Source organism: Paraburkholderia polaris, assembly GCF_012927345.1.
GTDB lineage: Bacteria > Pseudomonadota > Gammaproteobacteria > Burkholderiales > Burkholderiaceae > Paraburkholderia > Paraburkholderia polaris.
Genome location: NZ_JABBGJ010000002.1, coordinates 162,441 through 185,300 on the forward strand (window position 1 = coordinate 162,441; position 22,860 = coordinate 185,300).

General features: G+C 64.8%; 12 protein-coding genes and 1 pseudogene. 8 read left to right on the top strand and 5 right to left on the bottom strand.

What is annotated here, in order from left to right; translation table 11 throughout:
• Positions 1-60: 60 nt before the first annotated feature.
• Positions 61-1,314, bottom strand: a complete 1,254-nt coding sequence (locus tag HHL24_RS02010; protein ID WP_329606579.1) for a collagen-like triple helix repeat-containing protein — start codon at positions 1,312-1,314, stop codon at positions 61-63.
• Here HHL24_RS02010 and HHL24_RS44740 point away from each other — a divergent pair.
• Entirely contained in the window at positions 1,241-1,861 is a 621-nt protein-coding gene (locus HHL24_RS44740; RefSeq protein WP_329606580.1) for a hypothetical protein, read from the top strand. The two genes, HHL24_RS02010 and HHL24_RS44740, sit on opposite strands and share 74 nt — an antisense overlap.
• 329 nt (positions 1,862-2,190) lie before the next feature.
• Here the strand turns inward: HHL24_RS44740 and HHL24_RS02015 are convergent, their stop codons facing one another.
• The 3 genes and pseudogenes from HHL24_RS02015 to HHL24_RS02025 form a co-directional block, all read right to left on the bottom strand.
• On the bottom strand, positions 2,191-3,351 hold the full coding sequence (locus HHL24_RS02015; protein ID WP_169483831.1) for an iron-containing alcohol dehydrogenase: 1,161 nt from the start codon (positions 3,349-3,351) through the stop codon (positions 2,191-2,193).
• Entirely contained in the window at positions 3,351-3,659 is a 309-nt protein-coding gene (locus HHL24_RS02020) for a putative quinol monooxygenase (protein WP_169483719.1), read from the bottom strand. Before HHL24_RS02020 ends, HHL24_RS02015 begins: the two co-directional genes overlap by 1 nt.
• A 25-nt stretch (positions 3,660-3,684) precedes the next feature.
• Positions 3,685-3,876, bottom strand: a pseudogene (locus tag HHL24_RS02025) (glycerol-3-phosphate responsive antiterminator); the annotation flags it as partial.
• 198 nt (positions 3,877-4,074) lie between these two features.
• Between HHL24_RS02025 and HHL24_RS02030 the strand changes: the two are divergent.
• The 6 genes from HHL24_RS02030 (at position 4,075) to HHL24_RS02060 (ending at position 10,435) form a co-directional block, all read left to right on the top strand.
• Positions 4,075-4,746, top strand: coding sequence for an RNA polymerase factor sigma-70 (locus HHL24_RS02030; RefSeq protein WP_169483721.1), 672 nt, complete (start codon positions 4,075-4,077; stop codon positions 4,744-4,746).
• A 130-nt stretch (positions 4,747-4,876) separates the two neighbouring features.
• Complete coding sequence (locus HHL24_RS02035; RefSeq protein WP_169483722.1) at positions 4,877-5,134, top strand: MbtH family protein; 258 nt, start codon at positions 4,877-4,879, stop codon at positions 5,132-5,134.
• Between the two features lie 54 nt (positions 5,135-5,188).
• Complete coding sequence (locus tag HHL24_RS02040; RefSeq protein ID WP_230417305.1) at positions 5,189-6,271, top strand: TauD/TfdA family dioxygenase; 1,083 nt, start codon at positions 5,189-5,191, stop codon at positions 6,269-6,271.
• On the top strand, positions 6,268-7,143 hold the full coding sequence (locus HHL24_RS02045) for an ABC transporter ATP-binding protein (protein WP_169483723.1): 876 nt from the start codon (positions 6,268-6,270) through the stop codon (positions 7,141-7,143). The genes HHL24_RS02040 and HHL24_RS02045 overlap by 4 nt, the downstream gene beginning before the upstream one ends.
• Entirely contained in the window at positions 7,140-9,248 is a 2,109-nt protein-coding gene (fhuB, locus tag HHL24_RS02050) for a Fe(3+)-hydroxamate ABC transporter permease FhuB (RefSeq protein WP_169483724.1), read from the top strand. Before HHL24_RS02045 ends, fhuB begins: the two co-directional genes overlap by 4 nt.
• Positions 9,249-9,439: 191 nt before the next feature.
• A complete protein-coding gene (locus HHL24_RS02060) occupies positions 9,440-10,435 on the top strand; it encodes an ABC transporter substrate-binding protein (protein ID WP_169483725.1) in 996 nt (331 codons plus the stop codon).
• 290 nt (positions 10,436-10,725) lie between these two features.
• Here the strand turns inward: HHL24_RS02060 and HHL24_RS02065 are convergent, their stop codons facing one another.
• Positions 10,726-12,495 carry a cyclic peptide export ABC transporter gene (locus HHL24_RS02065; protein WP_169483726.1) on the bottom strand — a complete coding sequence of 590 codons (1,770 nt, stop codon included), beginning with the start codon at positions 12,493-12,495 and terminating at the stop codon, positions 10,726-10,728.
• Between the two features lie 305 nt (positions 12,496-12,800).
• Between HHL24_RS02065 and HHL24_RS02070 the strand changes: the two genes are divergently transcribed.
• Positions 12,801-22,847 carry a non-ribosomal peptide synthetase gene (locus tag HHL24_RS02070; protein WP_169483727.1) on the top strand — a complete coding sequence of 3,349 codons (10,047 nt, stop codon included), beginning with the start codon at positions 12,801-12,803 and terminating at the stop codon, positions 22,845-22,847.
• Positions 22,848-22,860: the final 13 nt, after the last annotated feature.

Consider the following 22,860-nt stretch of genomic DNA (forward strand, 5'->3'; position numbering starts at 1 on the left):
ACATAGATAGCGGCCGGGCTTTTGATTTTTTAAGTCCCGGCCGCTGTGCCGAATTACCGCTTATTTACCGGCGACGCCACCAAGCAACCCGGTGACAAGGTTCGTCACCGGCGCCAGCGGATTCGAGCTGGTCGAACCGCTGCCCGCACTGCTGCTCAAGCCCGTCACGAGGCCGGTGACCGGCGCTAGCGGCGAGGTCGTCTTACCGGATGATGCGCCGCTCAGCGTCGAAGTCAGCGTCGTGACGAGACCGGTGACGGGCGCGAGCGGTGAGCCTTGACCCGAGGCGCCGCCCAGCGTCGAGGTCAGCGTTGTGACAAGACCGGTGACCGGTGCAAGCGGACCGCCGGCGCCGGAGGTGCCGCCGAGCGAACCCAGGTTGCCGAGCAGTCCGGTGACCGGGGCAAGCGGACTGCCAGCGCCGGAGGTGCCGCCGAGCGAACTCAAGCCGCCGAGAAGTCCGGTGATCGGCGCGAGCGGGTTGCCGGTGCTACCGGTCCCACCGAGCGAACCGAGGTTGCCGATCAGGCCGGTCAGCGGCGGAATGCTGAGGCCGCTGCCGGATCCGCTCAGTCCGCCAAGCGGGCCCAGCAGGCCGGTGATCGGCGCCAACGGGTTGGTCGTCGCGCCCGTCAGCAGTCCGCCCGTGCTCGTGACCGTCTTGCCCAGCTGGCTCACTACGCCGCCGACATCTTTACCCGCCTGATCGCCGGTCGCGCCCGACACTTTCTGACCGGCCGAATCGAGTCCGTTGCCAATGGTGCTCAGCAAGTTATTGAGCGGCGCGCCGAGACCCGTGGTGTTGCCGATGGTCTGCGTCGTATTCGAGGCCAAGAGGGTGATCGGGTTGATGACCGTGCTCAGTTGGGTCTCGATCTGCTGGACCGGTGCGCTGGTCAGCGCCGAGTTCAATCCCGAGCCCACTTTGACGACGCCGTCGCCCACGCCGCCGACAACCGTACCCAAGGTCGATGTGACGGGTGCGAGCGGCGCGAGAGGCCCGGTTCCAAGACTCGTCACCACACCGCCGACCGCTGTAACGGCCGCGCCTGCGTTGGTAACGAGCCCCGATGTGGAAGTCAGGGTCGGGCCAAGCGGATTGGTCGAACTGCCCAGCGTGCCGAGACCTGCGGCCGTACCGTTGCCGAGTACCTTGACGCCGTTGCCGAGATCCGTAATGGCGTTGCCGAGATTCGCAGTCGTTGCGCCGTTAACGCCTGGGACTGAGGTGCCGGTGATCTTGGAACCCGTATCAGCGACGGTCGTGCCGACGGCGGTGATCAGGTTGCTGCCTTGGGTGACAACGTTGCCGATAGGGGTGGAGGAGGTGCCCGAGGTGCCGGAGCTGCTGGTGCCGGAGCTGCTGGTGCCTGAGCTGCTGGTGCCGGAGCTGCTGGTGCCGGAACTGCTGGTGCCGGAACTGCTGGTGCCAGAGCTGCTGGTGCCGGAACTGCTGGTGCCTGAGCTGCTGGTGCCTGAGCTGCTGGTGCCTGAGCTGCTGGTGCCTGAGCTGCTGGTGCCGGAACTGCTGGTGCCTGAGCTGCTGGTGCCTGAGCTGCTGGTGCCTGAGCTGCTGGTGCCCGAGCTGCTGGTGCCCGAGCTGCTGGTGCCTGAGCTGCTGGTGCCTGAGCTGCTGGTGCCCGAGCTGCTGGTGCCCGAACTGCTGGTGCCCGAACTGCTGGTGCCAGAGCTACCGGAACCCGAACTCGAACCGGAGCCCGAGCTCGAACCAGAACCCGAGCTCGAACCCGAACCAGAGCTCGAACCCGAACCGGAGCTCGAACCCGAACTGCCCGACGTGCCGCCTAGTCCACCGCCACCCAGCGCGCTGCCGGGGTTAACGGTCGATCCACAACCATAGAGCGCAAGTAATGCAGATGTCGCAACAGCGATGGCTGTCCGACCGACGAATTTTTGCATGATGTCCCCGTTGAACGACTATTGGTGGGGGTCAACACTGCAAGTTGTACGCCAAATGCGAGTTGTGGCTTCATCTTAGCGATTCAGCAAATATTTGGTTGAAGAAATTATGATATGAAGAATTTATAGCGTCAGAAACACGATTTTGTCCAAAGGGGCTGCGCCGTGTTCCACGTGCATGCTACGTAACGTGTCCGCTGGGCGTAACGGCGCGGAGAGTCGCCGTGAAACACCACAGCGACGCCCACCCTCACTTACGCCCCACGCCGATTAAAACGCAGCGGTATAAATCGCCAACGCATCGGCCTCAGTAACAGGCCGGGGGTTATTCACCAGAAGCCGCGTTTGCAACATCGCGTCGCTGGCCATCCGTTCGAGCCCGCTACGCTCGATGCCGACATCGCGCAACCGGGCCGGAATCGCGGTCGCGGCAATCATCTGTTCGAGCCGTTCGATCAACGCCAGCGTCTTGTTTTCGGCGCTGCCCGTTATACCCGGCAGGATCACGTCCGCGAGTTCCGCGTACAGATGTGCCGCCGCCTCGGCGTTGAAGCGCAACACGTGCGGCAGCACGAGCGCATTCGAAAGACCGTGCGGGACGTGATAAATGCCACCGATCGGATACGCGAGCGCATGCACCGCAGCCACCGGCGAATTGGCGAACGCCTGACCGGCGAACGCCGCGCCGAGCAGCATGGCTTCGCGCGCCTCGCGATTCTGGCCGTTCTCGCATGCGGGCAACAGATTGCGCGACAGCAGTTCAAGCGCCTTCACCGCCAGCATGTCGGACACCGGGTTCTTCAAATGCGCGGACGTGTACGCCTCGATCGCGTGAACCATTGCGTCGACGCCGGTCGCCGCCGTCGCGGCCGTAGGCAGTCCGAGCGTGAGTTCCGCGTCGAGAACCGCCAGATCGGCGACCAGTTGCGGCGCGACCACGCCCATCTTTTTCGCCTCGCCCACCGTCACGATCGACACGGCCGTGACTTCGGAGCCGGTGCCCGCGGTGGTCGGCATCTGCACGAGCGGCAAGCGCGACACCGTGACCTTGTTTACGCCGTACATCTCGCTGAGTGCCTGCTCTTGTTGCGGAGCCAGCACGGCGATCAGCTTCGCCACGTCCATCGACGAACCACCGCCGAGTCCGAGCACGATCTCCGCGCCGGTCTCGCGTGCGCGCGACGTCGCCTCGAGCACGATATGCTCGGGCGGATCGGCGATTACGTCGTCGATTACGGTGGTATTCCAGCCATGCGCCGCGAGATCGGCGAGCGCCGGATTCAGCAACCCGCTCTTGTGAAGAAAACCATCCGTCACCACGCACAGGCGCGTGAGCGACGGAAATTGCGCGCGCAACAAAGCGCCGAGACGGCGCGCCGCGCCGAATTCGACGACCATGGTCGGCACGGTTTGAAACCGGAATGCGTTCATCATGCCGCGTCCCCAGGCACCATATGGCTCGTGACTTCGCGCCGGTCGAGCAGCGGAATGATCGTGCCGAAGCCGAGGCTTTGGAAGTGCGGCGTCTCGCGATGCGCGGTGAGGCCATCGGCGTCGCTGTACTGTTCCAGAATCACGAAGTGGTCGGGATCGGCCGGTGAGCGGAAGAACTCGTAGTAGAGGTTCTTGGGCTCCGCGCGAGTCGCCGCAGCGAGTTCCGTGAGGGGCTTCACAATCGCGTCGCCGTTGCCCGGCTTGGCGAAATAATGCGCGATCACCTGCAGGTAAGCATTAGCCATCAATTACTCCAACAAGATGGGACCTTCAACGTTCAGGATCCAGATTCCACAATTGGGTGTCGCCGGTGGGTACCGCAACGGCGCCGTTCTTCACCTCATCGAACCCGTCGCCCGTATTGCGGACGAAGCCCGAGGCGATGATTGGCGGCAAAGCCTTGCGGTCTTGCGCGGACAGATGCGAGAGCATCGGCGCAGGCATCAGTTGTACCAGATTCGGCCCGTTTTACTGCAGTCACCGCAGTCACCCAGTACCCAGCACCGACCTCTGGCTACCTGTAGTTAACAGCCGGCCCGCGCGAGCCCTGTTTCATCAGATAAATATATTGAAATTGTAAGGTTATTCCAATTCTTGATTGAGAATGATTCGCGTTTACGATAGATTGGCGCTCTTCCTTGAGAGATACGGAGCGAATCTATGGCTGAGGTGCTCATCCGGCGAGAGCCTTCAACAGCGATACCCATTTCTGTTCTCAGCGCCGGCGCCGCCTGTCCTCCGGGGCAGCGGCGGCCGCACAGTCACACCGGCTCCGTCGATTGGGAGAAAGGCACGCTACTCGACGTGCTGATCGCCAACCGGCCGATGCTCGTCAATCTGGCGCGCGGCTTTGTGGGTTGCGCGAGTCTCGCGGAGGACGTGGTGCACGATGTCTTTATCAAACTGGTCGACTTCCCGGATCAGGATGCCGTGCGGCAACCCGTGGCCTACGTGACCCGCATGGTGCGCAATGCGTCGATCGATGCATTCCGCCGTCAGAGCCTCGAAAACACGTATCACGCTGACGAAGACGACGGCCTGCACGTGCCTTCGCCGGAGCCTTCGCCTGAAGCGGCGCTGCTCGTGCGCGACACGTTGCGGCACGTCTACAACGCACTCGAGCAACTGCCGCCGCGCAGCCGCGCGGCGTTTGAGATGGTGCGCTTGCGCGAAGAGACGCTGCAAAGCACGGCGCGCGCGCTCGATGTTTCACAAACGCTCGTGCATTTCATGGTGCGCGATGCCGAAAAACATTGCGCAGACTGCCTCGACGCCTGCAATCGCGGCGTGGCCGGTCCCGCGTTCTGCAGCGGCCGCGCCCGTCGGCGGTAAAAAAGCGCGCGCATCAAACGTCAATTGGGTAGAGGCGGTGGGCGAGCGAGATGCCGCCGCCGCTGTTCCGGGGTAGTTCATCAGCAATCTGCTGAGGCATCCTGACCATTCATCGACAGAGCCAATCATCATGACGCAAGCACAGCAAACCCCTTCCGCCGCTGCAGGCGAGGCGGACGATCCCGTCTATACGGTCGTCATCAATGACGAAGAGCAGTACTCGATCTGGCCGACGTTTCGCGCCGTGCCGGCCGGCTGGCGCGAAGTGGGCGTGAGCGGACCGAAGGCCGCCTGCCTCGCGCATATCGACTCGGTGTGGACCGACATGCGTCCGGCCAGCTTGCGTCGTTACATGGACGAGGCCGCCTCGAAGGCGAGCGCATCGTAATTGGGCCAGCCCGGATAAGTCCCGGGCCACGCCGCTTCCGCAAGAGGAGTTCGCATGACCATGCTTTCGATGCCGTTGCCCACGCTCGCCGACTTGTCGATCGAGCCGGGACTGCCGACTGTCGTCTCGCCGCGCGCGGGCGCGGAGATTTCACTGGAAGAGGCGGTGACGCTGCTGCATGCGATCGCTGGCGATACGCTTGAACGGACCGGCGGCGTGCTGTTCACCGGTTTTCGCGTAGCCTCGATCGATGCTTTCCAAAGCTTTGCCGGTTCGTTTGGGCATCCGTTGATTGGCTATGAATTCGCCTCGACGCCGCGCAGCCAGGTAGAAGGCGCGGTGTACACGTCGACGGAATATCCGCCGCATCGTTCGATTCCGCTGCACAACGAGCAGTCGTACACGCGCGAGTGGCCGCTGCGCATCTGGTTTCACTGCGCGCTCGCCGCGCGCTCGGGCGGCGCGACGCCGATTGCCGACAGCCGCGCGATCTATCGTGCGCTCGACCCGGCGCTCGTCGCACGCTTTGCGAAGCGCGAGCTGCTGTACGTACGCAACTTCGGGCAAGGGCTCGATCTGCCGTGGGAACAGGCCTTCGGTTCGGACGACCCGAGGGTGGTCGAACGGATTTGCCGCACACGTGGCATCGATTGCGAATGGCGCGACAGTGAAGACGGCGAACTGCTGTTGCGCACGCAAGAGCGCTGTCAGGCGGTAGCGCGCCATCCGCGCACCGGCGAGATGGTCTGGTTCAACCAGGCGAATCTGTTCCACCTCTCGTCGCTCGACGAAGACATGCAGGAAGCGTTGATCGATTCGGTCGGGCTTGAAAACGTGCCGCGCAACGTCTATTACGGCGATGGCGTGCCGCTCGAAGCGGATGCGCTCGCGGAGATCCGCGGTGTGCTCGATCAGCAGCGCATTGTGTTTCCGTGGCTCACGGGCGACGTGCTGATGCTCGACAACATGCTGACGGCGCACGCACGCGATCCATTCGAAGGGCCGCGCAAGGTGGTCGTGGCGATGGCGCAGAGCTATAGCGGAGCCCACAGTAAAGGCACCGGCGCGGATAAAGTCGAAGTTAAAGACACGGGCGCAGATAGAAGCGAAGGCGACCAGCGGACGGCCGCGCAATGACGAAAACGCAGGGCGCGGCACTCGCGGCGCATTCGCTGACGGTCGGCTACCGCGATCATGTCGTGCTCCACGGTCTGAACCTGACGATCGCCGCCGGCCGCGTCACCGCATTGTGCGGACCGAATGGCTGTGGAAAAAGCACGTTGTTGCGCACGCTCGCCGGTTTGCAACCGGCGCTCTCCGGCAGCGTTGAAGTCGACGGCAAGCCGCTCGCTTCATACCGGCGGCGTGCCTTGGCGCGCACGCTGACGATGCTCGCACAATTCAACCAGATTCCTTCTGGATTGACCGTACGCGAGTTGGTCGCGTACGGTCGCTACGCCTATGGTGGCTGGCTGCGCGGACTGTCGCGCGCCGACCACGCGGCCATCGACGAAGCGCTTGTCACCAGCGGACTCGCGGACGACGCCGCGCGCGACGTCGCCGCGCTCTCAGGTGGCGAACGCCAGCGAGCATGGATCGCGATGGCGCTCGCGCAGCAGGCGCCGATCGTCTTGCTCGACGAACCGACCACGTACCTCGACATCCATCATCAACTGGACATCCTGCGTGAGTTGCGGCGCCTGAATCGCGAACGCGGCTTGACGATCGTCTGGGTGCTACACGACCTGAATCAGGCGGCGGCCTACAGCGACGAAATCGTGCTGATGCGCGCGGGTCGCATCATCGCCCACGGTTCGCCCGATGCAATGCTCGACCCGCGTCATCTGAACGAAACCTTCAGTGTGCCGATGCTCAAGATCGCGCATCCGCAGACGGGCGCGCCGATGTGCGTGCCGGCTTACGAGGGCGATGCGGCGCAGATAGCAGTTGAGTTCAACGACAAAGTATTGAGCGCCTCCGTATCCACGAGCAAGGATCTCGCCGCATGACGACGCTTGCAGCGCGCAAACGCCTGCGCCGTCATGAGCCTGCGATCGATGGCTGGCGTGCACCTGTAAAAAGCCGCGCAGGGATGATCGGTGGCGCGCTCGTCGGGTTGATCGTCGTGGTGGCTGCATTGCGCCTCGCGCCAGGCTTTCGCACGTGGCTCGCCGCGCCCGCAGGCAGCGACGCCGCGCAACTCGCCGGTATTCTGCTGTTCGACCTGAGCGCGCCGCGCATCCTGGCGGCGTTGATCGCAGGCGGCTGCCTTGCTGTCGCGGGCACGTTGTTCCAGTCGCTGACGCGCAATCCGCTCGCTTCGCCCGATCTGCTCGGTATCACCGGTGGTGCCCAACTCGGCTTGCTCGCTGCGATGCTGGTGCCGTCGCTGGCGGGTGTGGCGTCGGTGCCATTGCTGTTCGTTTGCGGCCTCGCTGCCGCCGCGTGCGTGGCCGCCGCAGCAGGTGGCTGGCGCGCGACGCCGTTGCGGCTCGTGCTCGCCGGCAGCGTCTGCATGTTGCTGTTCTCCGCGCTCACTACGCTAATTCTCGCGTTCTTCGAGCAAAGCATCGTCGGCGTGTCGCTGTGGGCGAGCGGCAGTCTCTATCAACCGGGCGCGGCTGGGTTGAAGATCGCGGCCGCCTGGCTCGTGTTGCCGCTCATCGCGTTGCCATTCGTGATCCGCCCGCTCGACCCGCTCGCACTCGGCGACGACGCTGCCGCGGCGGCCGGCGTGCGCGTCGACGCGACGCGGCTCGCGGCGATGGTGGTGGCGGTCGGCTTCGCGAGTGTTGCAGTGAGCGTAGCGGGACCGCTGTCATATGTCGGTTTGATCGCACCGAATCTGCTGCGCCAGGCACGCGGCGCGAAGGCCTCGCGTCTGGCCGTGCTTGTGCCGTTGTCTGCGTTGGTGGGCGGCTCGCTCGTGCTGTTCACCGATAGCGCGGTCCAGGCGCTCGATCTCGACGCGACCCTCTCGACCGGTGTGGCAATCGCTTTCGTCGGCACGCCGCTGATGCTGGCGATGATTCGCAGCGGCGCGGCGTGGTCGGGTGCATTGCACACAGGCCAGGACCGTCCCGCCGTGCGCGCCGGGACGCGCTTTGTGCGGATGCTCGATGCGTGGCCATGGCCGCTGACGGCGACGGTATTGCTGATGTTCGGCATCCTGATCGTCTGCGCCGGTGCGTCGTTCGGACCGACCACGATCGGCCTGCATCGCTGGTTGGCCGTGTTGGATCAGCGTGACGATCTCGCACGCATGCTGCTCGATTTGCGCCTGCCGCGGCTCATCTGCGCATTGCTGGCGGGTGCTTTGCTGGCTGCGAGCGGGGTATTGATGCAGAGCATCGTGCGCAATCCGCTTGCGGGGCCCGAAGTGCTAGGCGTGACGCAAGGCGCGGGCCTCGCCACGCTCGCAGCGCTCGTCGCGTGGCCGCTCGCGGGACATTCGACGCTGGCCGTTGCCTCGCTCGCGGGCGGCGGCGTGACGCTGGCGCTCACGCTATTGCTCAATCGACGGCATCGCTACGCGCCGCTGGCCGTCGCGCTGACAGGCATTGTCATCGGCACGCTATGGACCACGCTATCGCAATGGCTCATCACGCAGCAAAGCGTGCAACCCGCGCGGTTCGTCGTGTGGCTGGTCGGCGGTACGTATGGGCGCAGTTGGGGCGAAGTGACGGCGCTGCTGCCGTGGTGCGTACTGGCAGTCCCTGTGTTTGCGCTGCTCGCGCGGCCGCTCGATCTGCTCGCATTAGGCGACGACCAGGCGGCGGCGCTCGGTTTGCCGATCGGTGTGCTGCGTCCTCTGGTGCTGACCGTGGCGATGCTGGCCGCGTGCGCCGCCGTGGCCGCGGTCGGGCCGGTCGGCTTTATCGGCTTGATGGCGCCGCATCTAGCCTCGATGCTGGGGGCGCGCGCGCATCGCACGCGTCTGTGGCTCGCCGCCGCATGCGGTGCGCTGGTGTTGGTGGCCGCCGATATCGCGGCGCGCACGCTGCTGGCGCCGCGCGAAATTCCTGCGGGCGTGCTGACGGCGTTGATCGGCGCGCCTTATCTGCTCGCGTTGCTGATCGTGGAGGCTCGGCGCGAGAAGCGGGGCAAGCGGTGAAGCGGCGGCAGGGGTAGCGCACGGCGCGTGTGCTGCGTACGTTATGAAATTCATGGAGAGACGCAACTGTGTGGACGCTGCCCCTTGCTATTGACGATGAACGACGCGGAAATCGCTTCGCAGGACGCTTCGCATTGACGAGCCGCGCGAGGAAAACGCAACACCTCAAGCGAGTTTGTGCGGCTACGGCGATGGCAGTCGCGCTTTTCGCCAACTCTTACGCGTTCGCGCAGGGCAGCGAAGCCAAGGCCGTCCGCGCCACCACGCAAGCACCGCAAAGCTGCACATCGCTCGCCGACAATCCAAGCGTCTCGCAGGCCAGTCCGTCATTGCCCGCGCGGCCGAAGCGCATCGTCGTGCTCGAATTCATGTTCGCCGAAGACCTGGCCGCGCTCGGCATCACCCCGGTCGGCATGGCCGATCCCGCGTACTACCCGGTGTGGATCGGCTACGACGATGCGCGTCTTGCCTCGGTGCCGGACATCGGCACGCGCCAGGAGCCGAGTCTCGAGGCGATTGCAGCGGCCAAACCTGACCTGATCCTCGGTGTCGGCCTGCGCCATGCGCCGATTTTTGCGGCGCTCGAACGAATCGCACCCACCGTGCTATTCAAATACGGCCCGAACTTTGCCGGAGACGGCGCCCGCGTGACTCAACTCGATTGGGGCCGAAAAATTCTCCGCACCATCGGCTGTTTGACGGGCCGCGAGGAGGCGGCGCACGCAGTCGAGGCCAAGGTCGGCGCGGGCTTTGCACGCGACGCACAACGCCTCGCGCTAGCCGGTCGCCGAGGCGAACAGGTCGCGTGGTTGCAGGAGTTGGGATTGCCCGACCGGTACTGGGCATTTACCGGCAACAGCACGGCAGCTGGCGTCGCACACGCGCTTGGCCTCGACTTGTGGCCTGCCGAACCGACGCGAGAAGGCACGTCCTATGTCACGTCGGAAGATCTGCTGAAGAAGCCGAACCTCACGGTGTTGTTCGTCAGTGCGACCGAACCCGGTGTGCCGCTCGCGACCAAACTCGATTCGCCGATCTGGCGCTTCGTGCCGGCTCGCAGCGCGGGACGTGTGGGTCTCGTCGAGCGGAATATCTGGGGTTTCGGTGGGCCGATGTCCGCGCTGCGAATGGCCGATACGATGACGGAAACGCTGCTCTCTCTTCTGGCGCCGTCCGCCAGCAAGTAAGCGGCTGAAAACGGATCGGCGTGACTCGACGGGTTTCGTCTGCATTGCTGCATGCCAGGGCGTTGGGTGAGCATCACTCACTGCGCCAGCAAGTAAGCGGCTGAAACCGGATTGGCGTGACTCGACGGGTTTCGTCTGCATTGCTGCACGCCAGGGCGTTGGTGAGCATCACCCACTGTGCCAAGCATCCGAGCAACTGCGCACAGCGTCCAAACAAGCACCTTGAGCGCGCAGGCAACCACACCGGGCGGCGCGGACCGACGCGCCCGGCATGGACCTCATTCAACGCATCATGCCACGGTGCCGTTAGCCACTGCAGCATGCTCAACAGCTTGCGCCGCGCCATAAGTCTCGCTGACGATGTTGCCGTTATCCAGCTTCAACACGCGATCCGCGAGATGGAAATAGCGATCGTCGTGGCTGATGACGAGCACCGTCTTGCCGCGCGAGCGCAATTCCGGCAGCAGTTGCTCATAGAACACCGCCTTGAACTGCGGGTCCTGATCCGCGGCCCATTCGTCGAACAGATAGAACGGCCGGTCTTCCAGATACGCGACGACCAGTGCCAGACGTTTGCGCTGTCCGGTGGAAAGCGCGCGTGTCGAGAACGCGCCGTTCACCACCTGCACCTTGTGGTCGAGCGCCAGCTTCGCAACCAGTGCATTCGCGCGGGCGTCGGCCTGCGCGCGCGATGCGGCGTTCGGATCGACGATACCTAGCAGCGCGTCGAACAGATGGAAGTCGTTGAACACGGCCGTGAAGCGCTGCCGGTACGCGGCGCGTTCGGCGAAGCCAACCGGCTTGCCGTCCAGTTCGATCGTGCCGTCTTCGGGTTCGTACAGACCTGTGAGCACCTTCGCGAGCGTTGTCTTGCCGCTGCCGTTGCCGCCGACGATGAACACCAGCTCGCCGGGCCTGAAAGTCAGATTGACCGGCCCGACGCGGAACATCCGTTCGTCGCGCTCATGGAAATACGAGTGCGTGACGTCGCGCAATGTGAGGGTTTGGTACGGCGCGTGTGACGCGTTTTCATCCGGCGGCGGTGCGGTGCGCAGCGCGCCGAACTCGCTCATCACCTTTTCGATGCGGTCGAGCGACACGCGCGCGGCATTCAGCGTCGGCACGTTGTTCAGCAAGCCGTCCAGCGGCAGCAGCATGAACAGAAACACCACCACGTAACCCGATGCCGACGGCGCATCGGCGTGCACGCCGAGCGCCGGCCAGAACGCGGCGACGCCCAGAAACACGTAGAACAGGAACACGATCCAGCCGACCCCGACCGCATAGGCGCTGAACGCCTGGCGCCGATGATCGCGCACTTCATCGATCGCCGAGCCGAGCTGACCGTCGACGAATTGACGCGAGCGGGCCTGATGCAGTTTCAGCTCCTTCGCGCCCGTGAACAGTGCGCCCAGATAGCCGAACAGTTTGTCCTGCGAGCGGCCGGCGGCTTCGAGCGAGGCGATCGCCCGCTTGTCGCCCGCGTGATAGCCGAGCGAGCCGACCAGGATTGCGGCGACCGCGAGCAGGCAGACCGGCCAGGAGAGCCACGCCAGATAGCCGAGGCAGCCGAACACGATCGAGCCGTGCATCACGAGATTGGGCAGCGCGAAGAACAGCATCGACACGTTGGTGGCGTCGTCGGTCAGTACTGACTGCACGGGCGCCGCGCCAATCCGTTCGACGTCGCGCAGCTCGGCCTCGGCGACGCGCCGCGCGACGTGCTCACGCAACTGCGCCATCGTGTCCTGCGAGAGTCGCGCAAACAGCACGCCGGTAATGACACGCGTGACGAGCGCAATCACCGCGCATAGCGCAAAACGCATCGCGAGCGACATGTCGGCGGCGCCGGGTTGCGACAGCGCGCGGCTCAAGGTCGCGACGAGCAGCACGCTTGCGATGCCGTTCAGCACGCAGGCGGTGAGCGCGATCGCGAAGGCGCCGCGCGAGCGCTTCAGCAACGCCACGATCAGGCGCATGGCCGGTTTGCCGGGGGCAGTAGCGGCGGTTGAGGGAGAAGGCGAGGGTGGCGCGTCGTAGCGCTCGTTGGCAGCGGTCATCGGCAATGGGTCGCAGTGGGTCGCAATGGATCGGTGAAATGCGGCGCATGCGGCAGTGCATGCGGGCGGTAAATCAGCGGGGCGCAAAGACGCGCCCCTCGCCTGTTAGACGAATGGGCGTTGCAAACATTTACCGTCTATCGCCGTTTGCCTCCGCTTACTACCGTCCGCGGATAAAAGGATGCAGTCCGAATAAATCGTAACCGGCGGTAAAGATTTGCGATTGCGGATCGTCACACCAATGAAGCGGCCCATTGCGGCCTGCGACTTGGCCGACGCGGCCAGTTCTAACGGATTTCACGCCCATGACGAGCTTCCCGATTGCGTTGCACCACCGAATCCGCGCTTTGGCGCGTATCGAACCCGATGCGCCCGCGCTGGCGTCGTTCACGCCGCGTACCGTGCGCCTGACGCGCGGCGAGCTGGATAGCCGCGCGGCTCGACTCGCTGCACAGTTGAGGGCGGCAGGCGTCACGACGGAAGTGCGCGTTGGCGTGTGTGTCGCGCGTTCGTGCGATCTGTTTGTCGCACTGCTCGCCGTACTGAAGGCGGGCGGCGTGTTCGTCGCGCTCGATCCGCGTCATCCGGCAGCGCGCCTCGACTGGGTCGCGCAGGATGCGGGTCTCGCTCACGGCATTGTCGACGCTTCCGCCGATGCGGCAATGCGCGCGCGTTTCGCGCAGTGTTTCGACGTCGCAAACGATGCTTTGACAGACGTCACAGCGCCGCGCTTCGATGGCGATGACGAGCCGGTACATCCGCGCGCGGCCGCCTACATGATCTACACGTCCGGCTCGACCGGCATGCCGAAAGCGGTTGCCGTCGAACACGGGCCGCTCGCCGCGCACGGCGACGCACTCGCTGAGTCGTTGCCGATCGACGGCACCGATCGCGTGCTGCATTTCGCGTCGGTGAATTTCGACGTCTCGATCGAAGCATGGCTGGTGCCGCTCGCAGTCGGCGGCAGCGTGGTGATCAGCGATCCGCCGCCGTTTCCGCCGGAAGCCACGCATGCCTTCATGCTGCGCGAAGGCGTGACCAATACCACGCTGCCGCCCGCCTATCTGCGCGAATTCGCGAACATTTGCGCGCGCCTCGGCGTGCCGCCTTCGCTGCGCGTGCTGCTGTTCGGCGGCGAGGCGATGTCGCAGGACAGCTTCGACGAGATTCGCCGTGTGTTCCCGTCGATCCGTCTCGTCAACGGATATGGGCCAACCGAAGCGGTGATTTCGCCGATGCTGTGGCCGGTCGACCCAGACACGATGCCGGCGCTCGAAGCGGGCAACGGTTATGCGTCGCTGCCGATCGGCTGGCCGATCGGGCGTCGTGTGGCGCGTATTGAAGACGCAACGCAGCGCGGTGAGGCCGGTGAGCTGTTGCTCGGCGGCGTGTGTCTCGCGCGTGGCTATCATGGCCGCGCGGCGCTCACCGCCGAACGCTTTTTACCGGACGCAAACGGCGAACCGGGTGAACGGATCTACCGCACCGGCGACCTCACGCGTGAGCGCGAGGACGGCTCGTTCGATTATCTCGGCCGCATCGACGATCAGGTGCAAGTGCGTGGCGTTCGTGTGGAGCCCGGCGAGATCGCGGCATGTCTGCTGACGCATCCGGCCATCGTCGATGCGGGTGTGCTCGCCGAGACAACGGCCGGCAGGACGCAGCTGATCGCCTGTGTGGTGGTGAAAGAAGTGGTGGGCGGGAAGGTACGTGGTGAAGGAGCGCACGGCGATGCGACGCATGGCGGTGGAATACACGGCGGCACAACACACGGCGAAGGAGTTCGCGACGAAAGAGCACTCAGCGACGCAGCACTACAGGCGCATCTCGCCGCGCATTTGCCGCAAGCGTGGCTGCCACATCGCTTTGCGCGCTTTGCACGTCTGCCTTATACGCTGAACGGAAAGCTCGATCGCGCTGCTTTGCGCGATGCTGTGGCGGCACTGCCGGTTGCAGCCGCCGCCGATTATGTCGCGCCCAAAACCGTCACCGAGCAGCGCCTTGCCGATATCTGGCAAACATTCCTGAACGATCCCGCGCCGATCGGCCGCACGGATCGGTTCTTCGCACGCGGCGGCGATTCGCTTGCGGCGATGCAATTGCAGGCGGCGATCCGGATCGAATGGCGCGTGAACCTACGGCTTGATGCGTTGTTCGACGATCAGCCGCTCGAGACGCTCGCGGTGCTGATCGATACCAGCGAGCCGGAATCGGCTGTGGACCGGCACCAGCCGATCACGGTCCTGCAGCCTGCAACTACCGCGTTCGCCGACCGTGCCGCCTCGTTCGCGCAGCAGCGTTTCTGGGTGCTCGCGCAAACCCAGGATGCCGGCTCGGCGTATCACGTCGCCGTGCAATGGGACGTGCAAGGCGCGCTCGACATCGGCACGCTGCAACGCGCGCTCGATTGTCTGATCGAGCGTCAACAGGCATGGCGCACCACGCTCGTCGAAACCGAGGATGGCGTCGTCATGCAGCGCATTCATGCTGCGTTGCCGGTGCGGATTGCCGCAATCGATCTGCACACCAGCAGTGAGGCCGAGCGCGCATCGCGGCTCGGGGAGTTGACGGAGCAACACGTCGGCGCAGCGTTTGATCTATCGAATGGCCCCCTGGTGCGTGCCACGCTCATCACGCTGACCAACAACGCGCAGCGCTTTCTGTTGACGACTCATCATGCGATCAGCGACGGCTGGAGTTCGCGTTGCGCCTTCGGCGAACTGCAAGCGGCCTACACGGCATTCGCGACGGGACGTACGCCGCAATTGCCCGCGCTGCCGGTCCAATACGCCGACTATGCGCAATGGCAGCGCGACTGGCTCGCCGCAGGCGAAGGCGAGCGACAGCTCACGTATTGGCGCGATGCGTTGCGCGCTGCGCCCGAACCGTTGGCATTGCCGCTCGACCGGCCGCGCTCGCCGCAACGCGACTATCGCGGCGGCCGTCTCGCATTGCGGCTGCCGCAGGAGATCTCCGCCGCGGTGCGCGAAACCGCGCGGCGCGCACAGGCATCCCCCTTTACCGTGCTGCTGGCTGCTTTCGACGCGTGGCTCTATCGACTGACCGGTGCGACCGACATCGTGGTTGCCGCACCGATTGCGCATCGGCAACGTGCGGAAACCGCACCACTGGTCGGCCTGTTTCTCAACACACTTGCATTGCGCGCGCGTGTCGCGCCAGGCCAATCGTTCGCTGCATTGCTCGACGGCGTGCGCCGCTCGGCGTTCGATGCCTTCGCGCATCAGGACGTACCGTTCGATCAGGTGCTCGACGCCATCAAGCCGCCGGTGCGGCGTGGTGAAGAGTGGCTCAAGGTCAAATTCGCGCAGCAGTTCGATCTGGAATTGACGGCTGAATTGCCGGGCGCGTCGGTGCGGATGTCGCCGGGGCTCGATCTCGCCGCCCGCTTTGATCTCGCACTCGATTTCACCGACGATCGGCGTGGTATCGAACTGGTGGTCGCGTATGCGCTCGACGGCATCGATGAAGGGGCCGCGCAGGCGTGGCTCAATAGCTACGCGGCACTAGTTGCCGACGCGGTGCGTGATCCGCAACGCGCGATTGCGGAACTCGACTGCGCGGATGGGGTTGGATATGGCGCGGCGCGACAGGGGCGGGCGCTTCCGCTTGAGGCAGATAGCGTGCTTACGCTTTTTGCGCGCCACGCGAGTGAAACACCGCATCGCGTCGCGCTTGTTGATGCCGACACGCAGCTCACGTTCGCCGAACTTGACGACGCATCGGAGCGCATTGCACTCGCCTTGCAGCAACGCAAGGTTGGCGCGGAGCAGCCGGTTGCGGTATGCATCGAGCGTTCGGTGCGTTTCGCGGTGGCGCTGATTGGCGTGATGAAGTCGGGTGCCTACGCGGTGCCGCTCGATCCGGCTGCGCCGCACGAGCGGTTGGCGGCTGCCGTGGATGCCTGCGGTGCGCAATGGATGCTGACCTCGGGGGGCGTGCAGGCCGCGCTGGTGCCGGGCAATGCGAGAACGCTCGATCTCGATTCGCTTGCTTCGCTCGCCGAAGGCTCATCGCTTGCGGGGATGAATGTCGCCGTTAGCGTCAACTCGAATATTAACTTGGACGCTAGCGCAGAGGTTGGCGTAGAGACCAACGCCAACCACACCACCAACGCCCCCCGTCCCGCACCGCTGCCCGACCAGGCCGCCTATCTCATCTTCACATCAGGCTCGACCGGCGCACCCAAGGGTGTTGTGATCTCACATCACGCGCTGGCCGATTACGTCGCAGGCATGCTGGACGAACTCGCCTTTGCCGCCGACGCTTCGATGGCGATGGTCTCCACCGTCGCCGCCGACCTCGGTCATACGACGCTATTCGGCGCGCTTTGCTCGGGCCGCACGCTGCATCTTCTGCCGGCTCAATGCTCGTTCGATCCCGATCGCTTCGCTCACGAGATGCGCACGCGCGACGTCGGCGTATTGAAGATCGTGCCGAGCCATCTGCATGCACTGCTCGATGCACAGCGAGCGGCCGACGTGCTACCTGCTCACGCGCTGGTCACGGGCGGCGAAACGCTACCGTGGTCGCTAGTCGAACGGATCGCGGCGCTTAAGCCGGCGTGCCGCGTCATCAATCACTACGGCCCGACCGAAGCAACGGTCGGCGCATTGACTTGCGACACGTCCGCGCCGGCGCAGGTTGGATTGCGCTTACCCAATGTTCACGCCGGACAAGCGTGCGATGTCGAGAAAATCGCACCATCCACGCAATCCGTGCCCCTTGGCCTGCCGCTGCCAAATGCCTATGCATGCGTGCTAGACAGTCACGGCGCAAGCGTGCCGCCCGGTGGCATTGGCGAACTGTATCTCGGTGGTCCGGGTCTCGCACGTGGCTATCTGAACCGCGCAGCCGCGACCGCCGAGCGCTTCGTGCCGCATCCGTTTGCGCCGGGCGAGCGTCTCTACAGAACGGGCGACCGCGTGAAGCTGCGCGCCGACCGTCGGCTGGATTTTCTTGGGCGTCTCGACGATCAGGTGAAAATTCGCGGCTATCGCGTCGAACCCGGCGAGGTGAGTGCGGCACTGCGCGCTCTCGAGGGCGTCGCTCAGGCGGAAACGCTTGCCGTGGAGCATGAAGGGCGGTTGCGCCTGGCATCGTTCGTGGCTCCGTCTAACGGTACACGTCTCGACGAACCGGCTTTACGCGCAGCGTTGACCGTGCGGCTGCCGGACTACATGGTGCCGGCAGTATTGCTGATCGTAGCCGCGCTGCCTGTGACCGCGAACGGCAAAGTCGATCGAGCGGCATTGCGTGCGCTTGCCGCTGCGCCGGCGCCGTCCGTTTCTGAAGGCGACGCACCGCAAGGGGCGACGGAAGAGGCGCTTGCCGCAGTCTGGAAGGAAGTGCTCAAAGCCGAACGCGTGGGCCGTGATGATAATTTCTTCGAGCTGGGTGGCGATTCGATTCTGGTGTTGCAGGTGATCGCGCGCTCACGCAAGCGCGGTGTGCGCTTTACGCCGAAGCAATTGTTCGACGCGCCGACGCTGGCCCAACTCGCATGTGTTGCCACAACGGTGGATGCCGCGGCACCGGCTGCATCGAAAGCGCATTCCACATCGCCTGCATCTCAAGCACAAGCATCGCCGTCGGCGTTCGAACAACCCACGACCCTCACCCCTGCGCAACTTCGCTTCTTCGCGCTGGATATTCCGCAGCGTGGTCACTGGAATCAATCGATCGAACTCGATGCCGAGGCGCCGTTCGATTCCGACGCCTTTGCCCGCGCATTCGAAACGCTGCTGACACATCACGAGATTTTCCGTCACCGTTTCGCCCCGAGCGGTCCCGATGAAGAATGGCAACTCACGTTCGCCGCGCGCGCGTTCGAGGCACTGCCGCTCGCAGTCGCTTCCGCACGCGACGAAAGCGACGCGCTCGCCCAGTTCAACGCGTTGCAAAGCACGCTTGATCTGACGCGCGGCCCGCTCGTTTGCGCGCTCGCCGCGCTGTTGCCTGACGGGACGACGAAGCTTTATCTGGCGATTCATCACCTGATCGTCGACGGCGTGTCGTGGCGCGTGTTGCTGGACGATCTCGACGCTGCCTATCGAGCGGCGCGCGAGCGTCGCACGGTACGTCTTGCGTCGACGGGCACGAGCGCGCAGGAGTGGGCCGCGCGGCTCGCTCGCGCGGCGCTCGACGCAACGAACTCGCATACCGCCACCGAGGTGTCGTGTTCGGCCACAGCCGACGCAACGAACTCACCGTTCGCCACCGAAATGCCGTATTGGGCCGCGCTCGCCGCACCGTACGACGACCTGCCGCTCGACCATCCAGAAGCCACGGCGACGAATGCGGACGCGCAAACCGTCATTCAGACGATCGACGCCGAGCTGACGCGCGCCGTATTGACGGAGGCAAACGCCGCCTATCGCACGCAGATGATCGAACTGCTGATCGCGGCGTTGGCGCAGTCGCTCGGTATGTCTCGCTGCCGCATCGAGCTCGAAGGTCATGGCCGCGAGGCGTTGTTCGACGACGCCGACGCGAGCCGCACCCTCGGTTGGTTGACGAGCCACTACCCCGTGCAGTTCGCTGTCGAAAGCACGCCGGCGGCGACGCTCGGCGCGGTCAAGGACACGCTGCGCGCGGTACCGAACAAGGGGCTCGGTTTCGGCGTGCTGCGTCACTACGGCGACGCGACGACGCGCGCGACGCTCGCCGCCGTGCCGCGACCGCATGTGACCTTCAACTATCTCGGCCAGTTCGATGCGTCGCGTGAGGCTGCTTTGGTGCCGCGTTTCGGCGGCGCGGGCTGCGAGCGCGATCCCGCTGGTCCGATCGGCAACGCGCTGGCGATTCATGCGTATGTCGACGGCGACACCGCGCGCACGCTGAAAATCCATTGGGTGTACGGCGCGACGCAGTTCGAGCGCGCGACGATTGAAGCGCTCGCGCAGCGTTTCGAAACCGCGCTGGCCGGGTTGACCGCCGCCTGCGCGGCGCGTCTCGCGCAACGCGGCGGCGGGGCAACGCCTGGCGACTATCCGCTCGCGCGCACCGGAGGCCTCACGCAGGCCGCATTGGAACGCCTGCCGCTCGATCTGCGCACCATCGACGACATCTACCCGCTCTCGCCGATGCAGCACGGCATCCTGTTTCACTCGCTGTTCGCCCCTGAGCAATCGACGTATGTGAATCAACTGGTCGCGACGTTGAACGAACCGGACGTCGAGCGTTTGCGCGCCGCGTTCGAGGGCGCGGTGCCGCGTCACGACATTCTTCGCACCGGATTCACACCGGATGAAGCCACGCCGATGCAGATCGTGCATCGTCAGGCGCGCATGCCGGTCGAGATCATTGATTGGCGCGATCGAGGTGACGGTGCGCTCGATGCATTTGAAACCTGGCTTGCGGACGACCGTGCGCGCGGTTTCGATCTGACGTCGCCGCCTTTGATGCGCGTCGCGTTGATCCGCATCACGGATGAAGCATGGCGTCTTGTCTGGACCCGTCATCATCTGCTGCTCGACGGCTGGAGCACGGCGCGTTTCTTCGCCGACGTGCTGCGTGACTATATCGAGGCGCGGCGTCCGCAACCGTTCGCGGCACCGGCCAAAACACGCTACCGCGATTTCATCGCATGGCTTGCGGCGCGCGATGTTGAAGGCGAGCGCGCGTTCTGGTTGCAACGTCTAGCGCTTATCGATGAACCGACGCTGGTTGCCGACCGTGAGCGCGACCGCGACCAAGACCGCAACCAAGACCACGACCACGACAGTGAACATGAGCGCGGCCCCGAACGCCCTCGCGTCGCCAAACATCTCACGCGCCGCGAATCCTTTGATGCCGAGACCACGACACGTCTCACCGAAACCGCGCGCCGTCTGAAAGTCACCGTCAACACGATGGTGCAGGGCGCATGGGCACTCGCGCTGCAACGCATGACGCATCACACCGCCGTCGCATTCGGCGCGACCGTGGCGGGCCGCCCCGACGCACTACCCGATGCCGACACGGTGCTGGGCCTGTTCATCAACACGCTGCCGGTCATCACCGCGCCGTCGCCGCAGCGCTGTGCGTCGGCATGGCTACAGGAACTACAGCGCGACAACGCCGCTGCAGCGGAACACGCGCACACGCCGCTCTACGAAATTCAGCAGTGGGCGGGGCAAGGTGGCGGCGCGCTGTTCGACACGCTGGTCGTCTTCGAAAACTATCCGGTCGATGAAGCGTGGCAAGGACGCGACGAACGCGCGCTCAAGCTGCGTGATCTGCGCAATATCGAAGCAACCGATTTCGCGCTCACCCTGGTGATCGAAGCCGGCACGACGCTCACGATCGATTACGGCTACGACGCTGCACAAGTCGACGAAGCACGCGTGGCCGCATTGCATCGCGCATTTGCCGCGTGCCTGGCCGGTTTGATCGCCGATCCGCACGCACAGTTAGACACGATCTCGATTGCGACCGCCGACGATCTCGCCACGTTGGCGAACGCAAATGCGACCGCGCAATCCTGGCCGCCAGCGCAGCAACAACCACTGCATCGGCAGTTCGAACAGGCTGCGTTCGCGCGCCCCGACGCAATCGCGCTCGAATTCACCGATCCGCAAGGGCGGATGCAGCAGATGACCTACGGCGCGCTCGATGCGAACGCCAACCGGGTCGCGGCTGCGCTCATCGAAGCAGGCGTGCAGCCGGATACGGCGGTCGCGTTGTGCGTCGAGCGTTCGTTCGACATGGTGGTTGCGCTGATCGGCGTGCTGAAAGCGGGTGCTGCCTATCTGCCTGTCGACCCGGACTATCCGGCCGAACGCATCGCATATCTCCTCAACGACGCAAACCCGGCGGTCGTGCTGACACAAACGCATCTGCGTGAGCGCGTCGTCGCGGCGGTCGAAAGCATCGACGTCAAGATTCTGACCGTCGACCAACTGCTCAGCACCGGGGCCGCGCTCGCCACGGCGGTGGAAGTCGCGCCTGAACAACTCGCCTATCTGATCTACACATCGGGTTCGACGGGCAAGCCGAAGGGCGCGGGCAATACGCATCGCGCGCTTGCGAACCGGATCGCGTGGATGCAGGACGCGTATCGGCTGGGCGCTGAAGATGTCGTGCTGCACAAGACGCCGTTCGGCTTCGACGTATCGGTATGGGAGTTTGTCTGGCCGCTCGCCGTCGGCGCGAAACTCGCTATCGCGGCGCCGGGCGATCATCGCGATCCGGCGCGTCTGATCGCGGCCATCGAAACGCATCGTGTCACGACGCTGCATTTCGTGCCGTCGATGCTCGCCGCGTTCGTTGCCCATCTGGAGGATTTCAAAGTTGCGGCTCGCTGCGCGAGGGTCGAGCGGATCGTGGCAAGTGGCGAAGCACTGGCACCGGAACTGGTGGCGCGCGTCGCGCAGCATTTGCCGAATGCGCGGCTCTACAACCTCTACGGACCGACCGAGGCTGCCATCGATGTGTCGCACTGGACCTGCGATGCACGTGATGCAAACGCCGTGTCCGTGCCGATCGGTCATCCGATTGCGAACCTGCGACTGCATGTACTCGATGCGGCGCTGCAACCGTTGCCGCAGGGCGCGGTTGGCGAACTGTACTTAGGTGGCGTTGGACTTGCGCGCGGCTATCTCGGCCGTGCCGGGCTGACGGCGGAGCGCTTCGTCCCCGATCCCTTCACACAAGGCGCACGTCTTTATCGCACCGGCGACCTCGCCCGTCGTCGTGCGGACGGTGCGCTCGATTATCTCGGCCGTATCGATACGCAAGTGAAGCTGCGCGGTCAGCGTATCGAACCCGGTGAAATCGAAGCCTTGCTGCGTGCGGAGCAAGGCGTACACGACGCGGTGGTGATCGTGCGTGATGAGCAGCTGGTCGGCTACGTCGCACGAGGCTTGGGCAACACGATCGACACGCATGCGTTGCTCGATGCGCTGCGTGCCCAATTGCCCGCGTACATGGTGCCCGCGCAACTGATCGAAATGGAGGCGTTGCCGGTGACACCGAACGGCAAATGCGATCGCCATGCGCTGCCCGCGCCGGTTCGTCGCCTTTCTGCCGAAGAGGGAATGGCAGCGTCTCTGCAAACCGATACCGAGCGCGAACTCGCCGCGATCTGGAAACGCGTGCTGCGTCTGGAGGTGGTCGGCCGCGACGACGATTTCTTCGCCCTGGGCGGTCACTCGCTGCTCGCCACGCAGGCCAACGCGCAGGCCAATCTGCATTGGACGTTGATCCTGCCGCTGCGCACGCTATTCGACCAACGCACACTGCAACGCTGCGCTGCCGCGATCGATCGCGCGCTGGCCGAACGTGACGCGGGTGCCGGAGGGGATACCGCGAGCGCGATCGACGCACTCCTCGGCGAACTCGAACTGCAATAAGCCATCACGTCGA

What these genes read in the sequence shown, in the direction of transcription:
- HHL24_RS02015 (WP_169483831.1), bottom strand. Translation starts at nt 3,351, where the DNA reads ATGAACGCATTCCGGTTTCAAACCGTGCCGACCATGGTCGTCGAATTC.
- HHL24_RS02020 (WP_169483719.1), bottom strand. Translation starts at nt 3,659, where the DNA reads ATGGCTAATGCTTACCTGCAGGTGATCGCGCATTATTTCGCCAAGCCG.
- HHL24_RS02030 (WP_169483721.1), top strand. Translation starts at nt 4,075, where the DNA reads ATGGCTGAGGTGCTCATCCGGCGAGAGCCTTCAACAGCGATACCCATT.
- HHL24_RS02035 (WP_169483722.1), top strand. Translation starts at nt 4,877, where the DNA reads ATGACGCAAGCACAGCAAACCCCTTCCGCCGCTGCAGGCGAGGCGGAC.
- HHL24_RS02040 (WP_230417305.1), top strand. Translation starts at nt 5,189, where the DNA reads ATGACCATGCTTTCGATGCCGTTGCCCACGCTCGCCGACTTGTCGATC.
- HHL24_RS02045 (WP_169483723.1), top strand. Translation starts at nt 6,268, where the DNA reads ATGACGAAAACGCAGGGCGCGGCACTCGCGGCGCATTCGCTGACGGTC.
- fhuB (WP_169483724.1), top strand. Translation starts at nt 7,140, where the DNA reads ATGACGACGCTTGCAGCGCGCAAACGCCTGCGCCGTCATGAGCCTGCG.
- HHL24_RS02060 (WP_169483725.1), top strand. Translation starts at nt 9,440, where the DNA reads ATGGCAGTCGCGCTTTTCGCCAACTCTTACGCGTTCGCGCAGGGCAGC.
- HHL24_RS02065 (WP_169483726.1), bottom strand. Translation starts at nt 12,495, where the DNA reads ATGACCGCTGCCAACGAGCGCTACGACGCGCCACCCTCGCCTTCTCCC.
- HHL24_RS02070 (WP_169483727.1), top strand. Translation starts at nt 12,801, where the DNA reads ATGACGAGCTTCCCGATTGCGTTGCACCACCGAATCCGCGCTTTGGCG.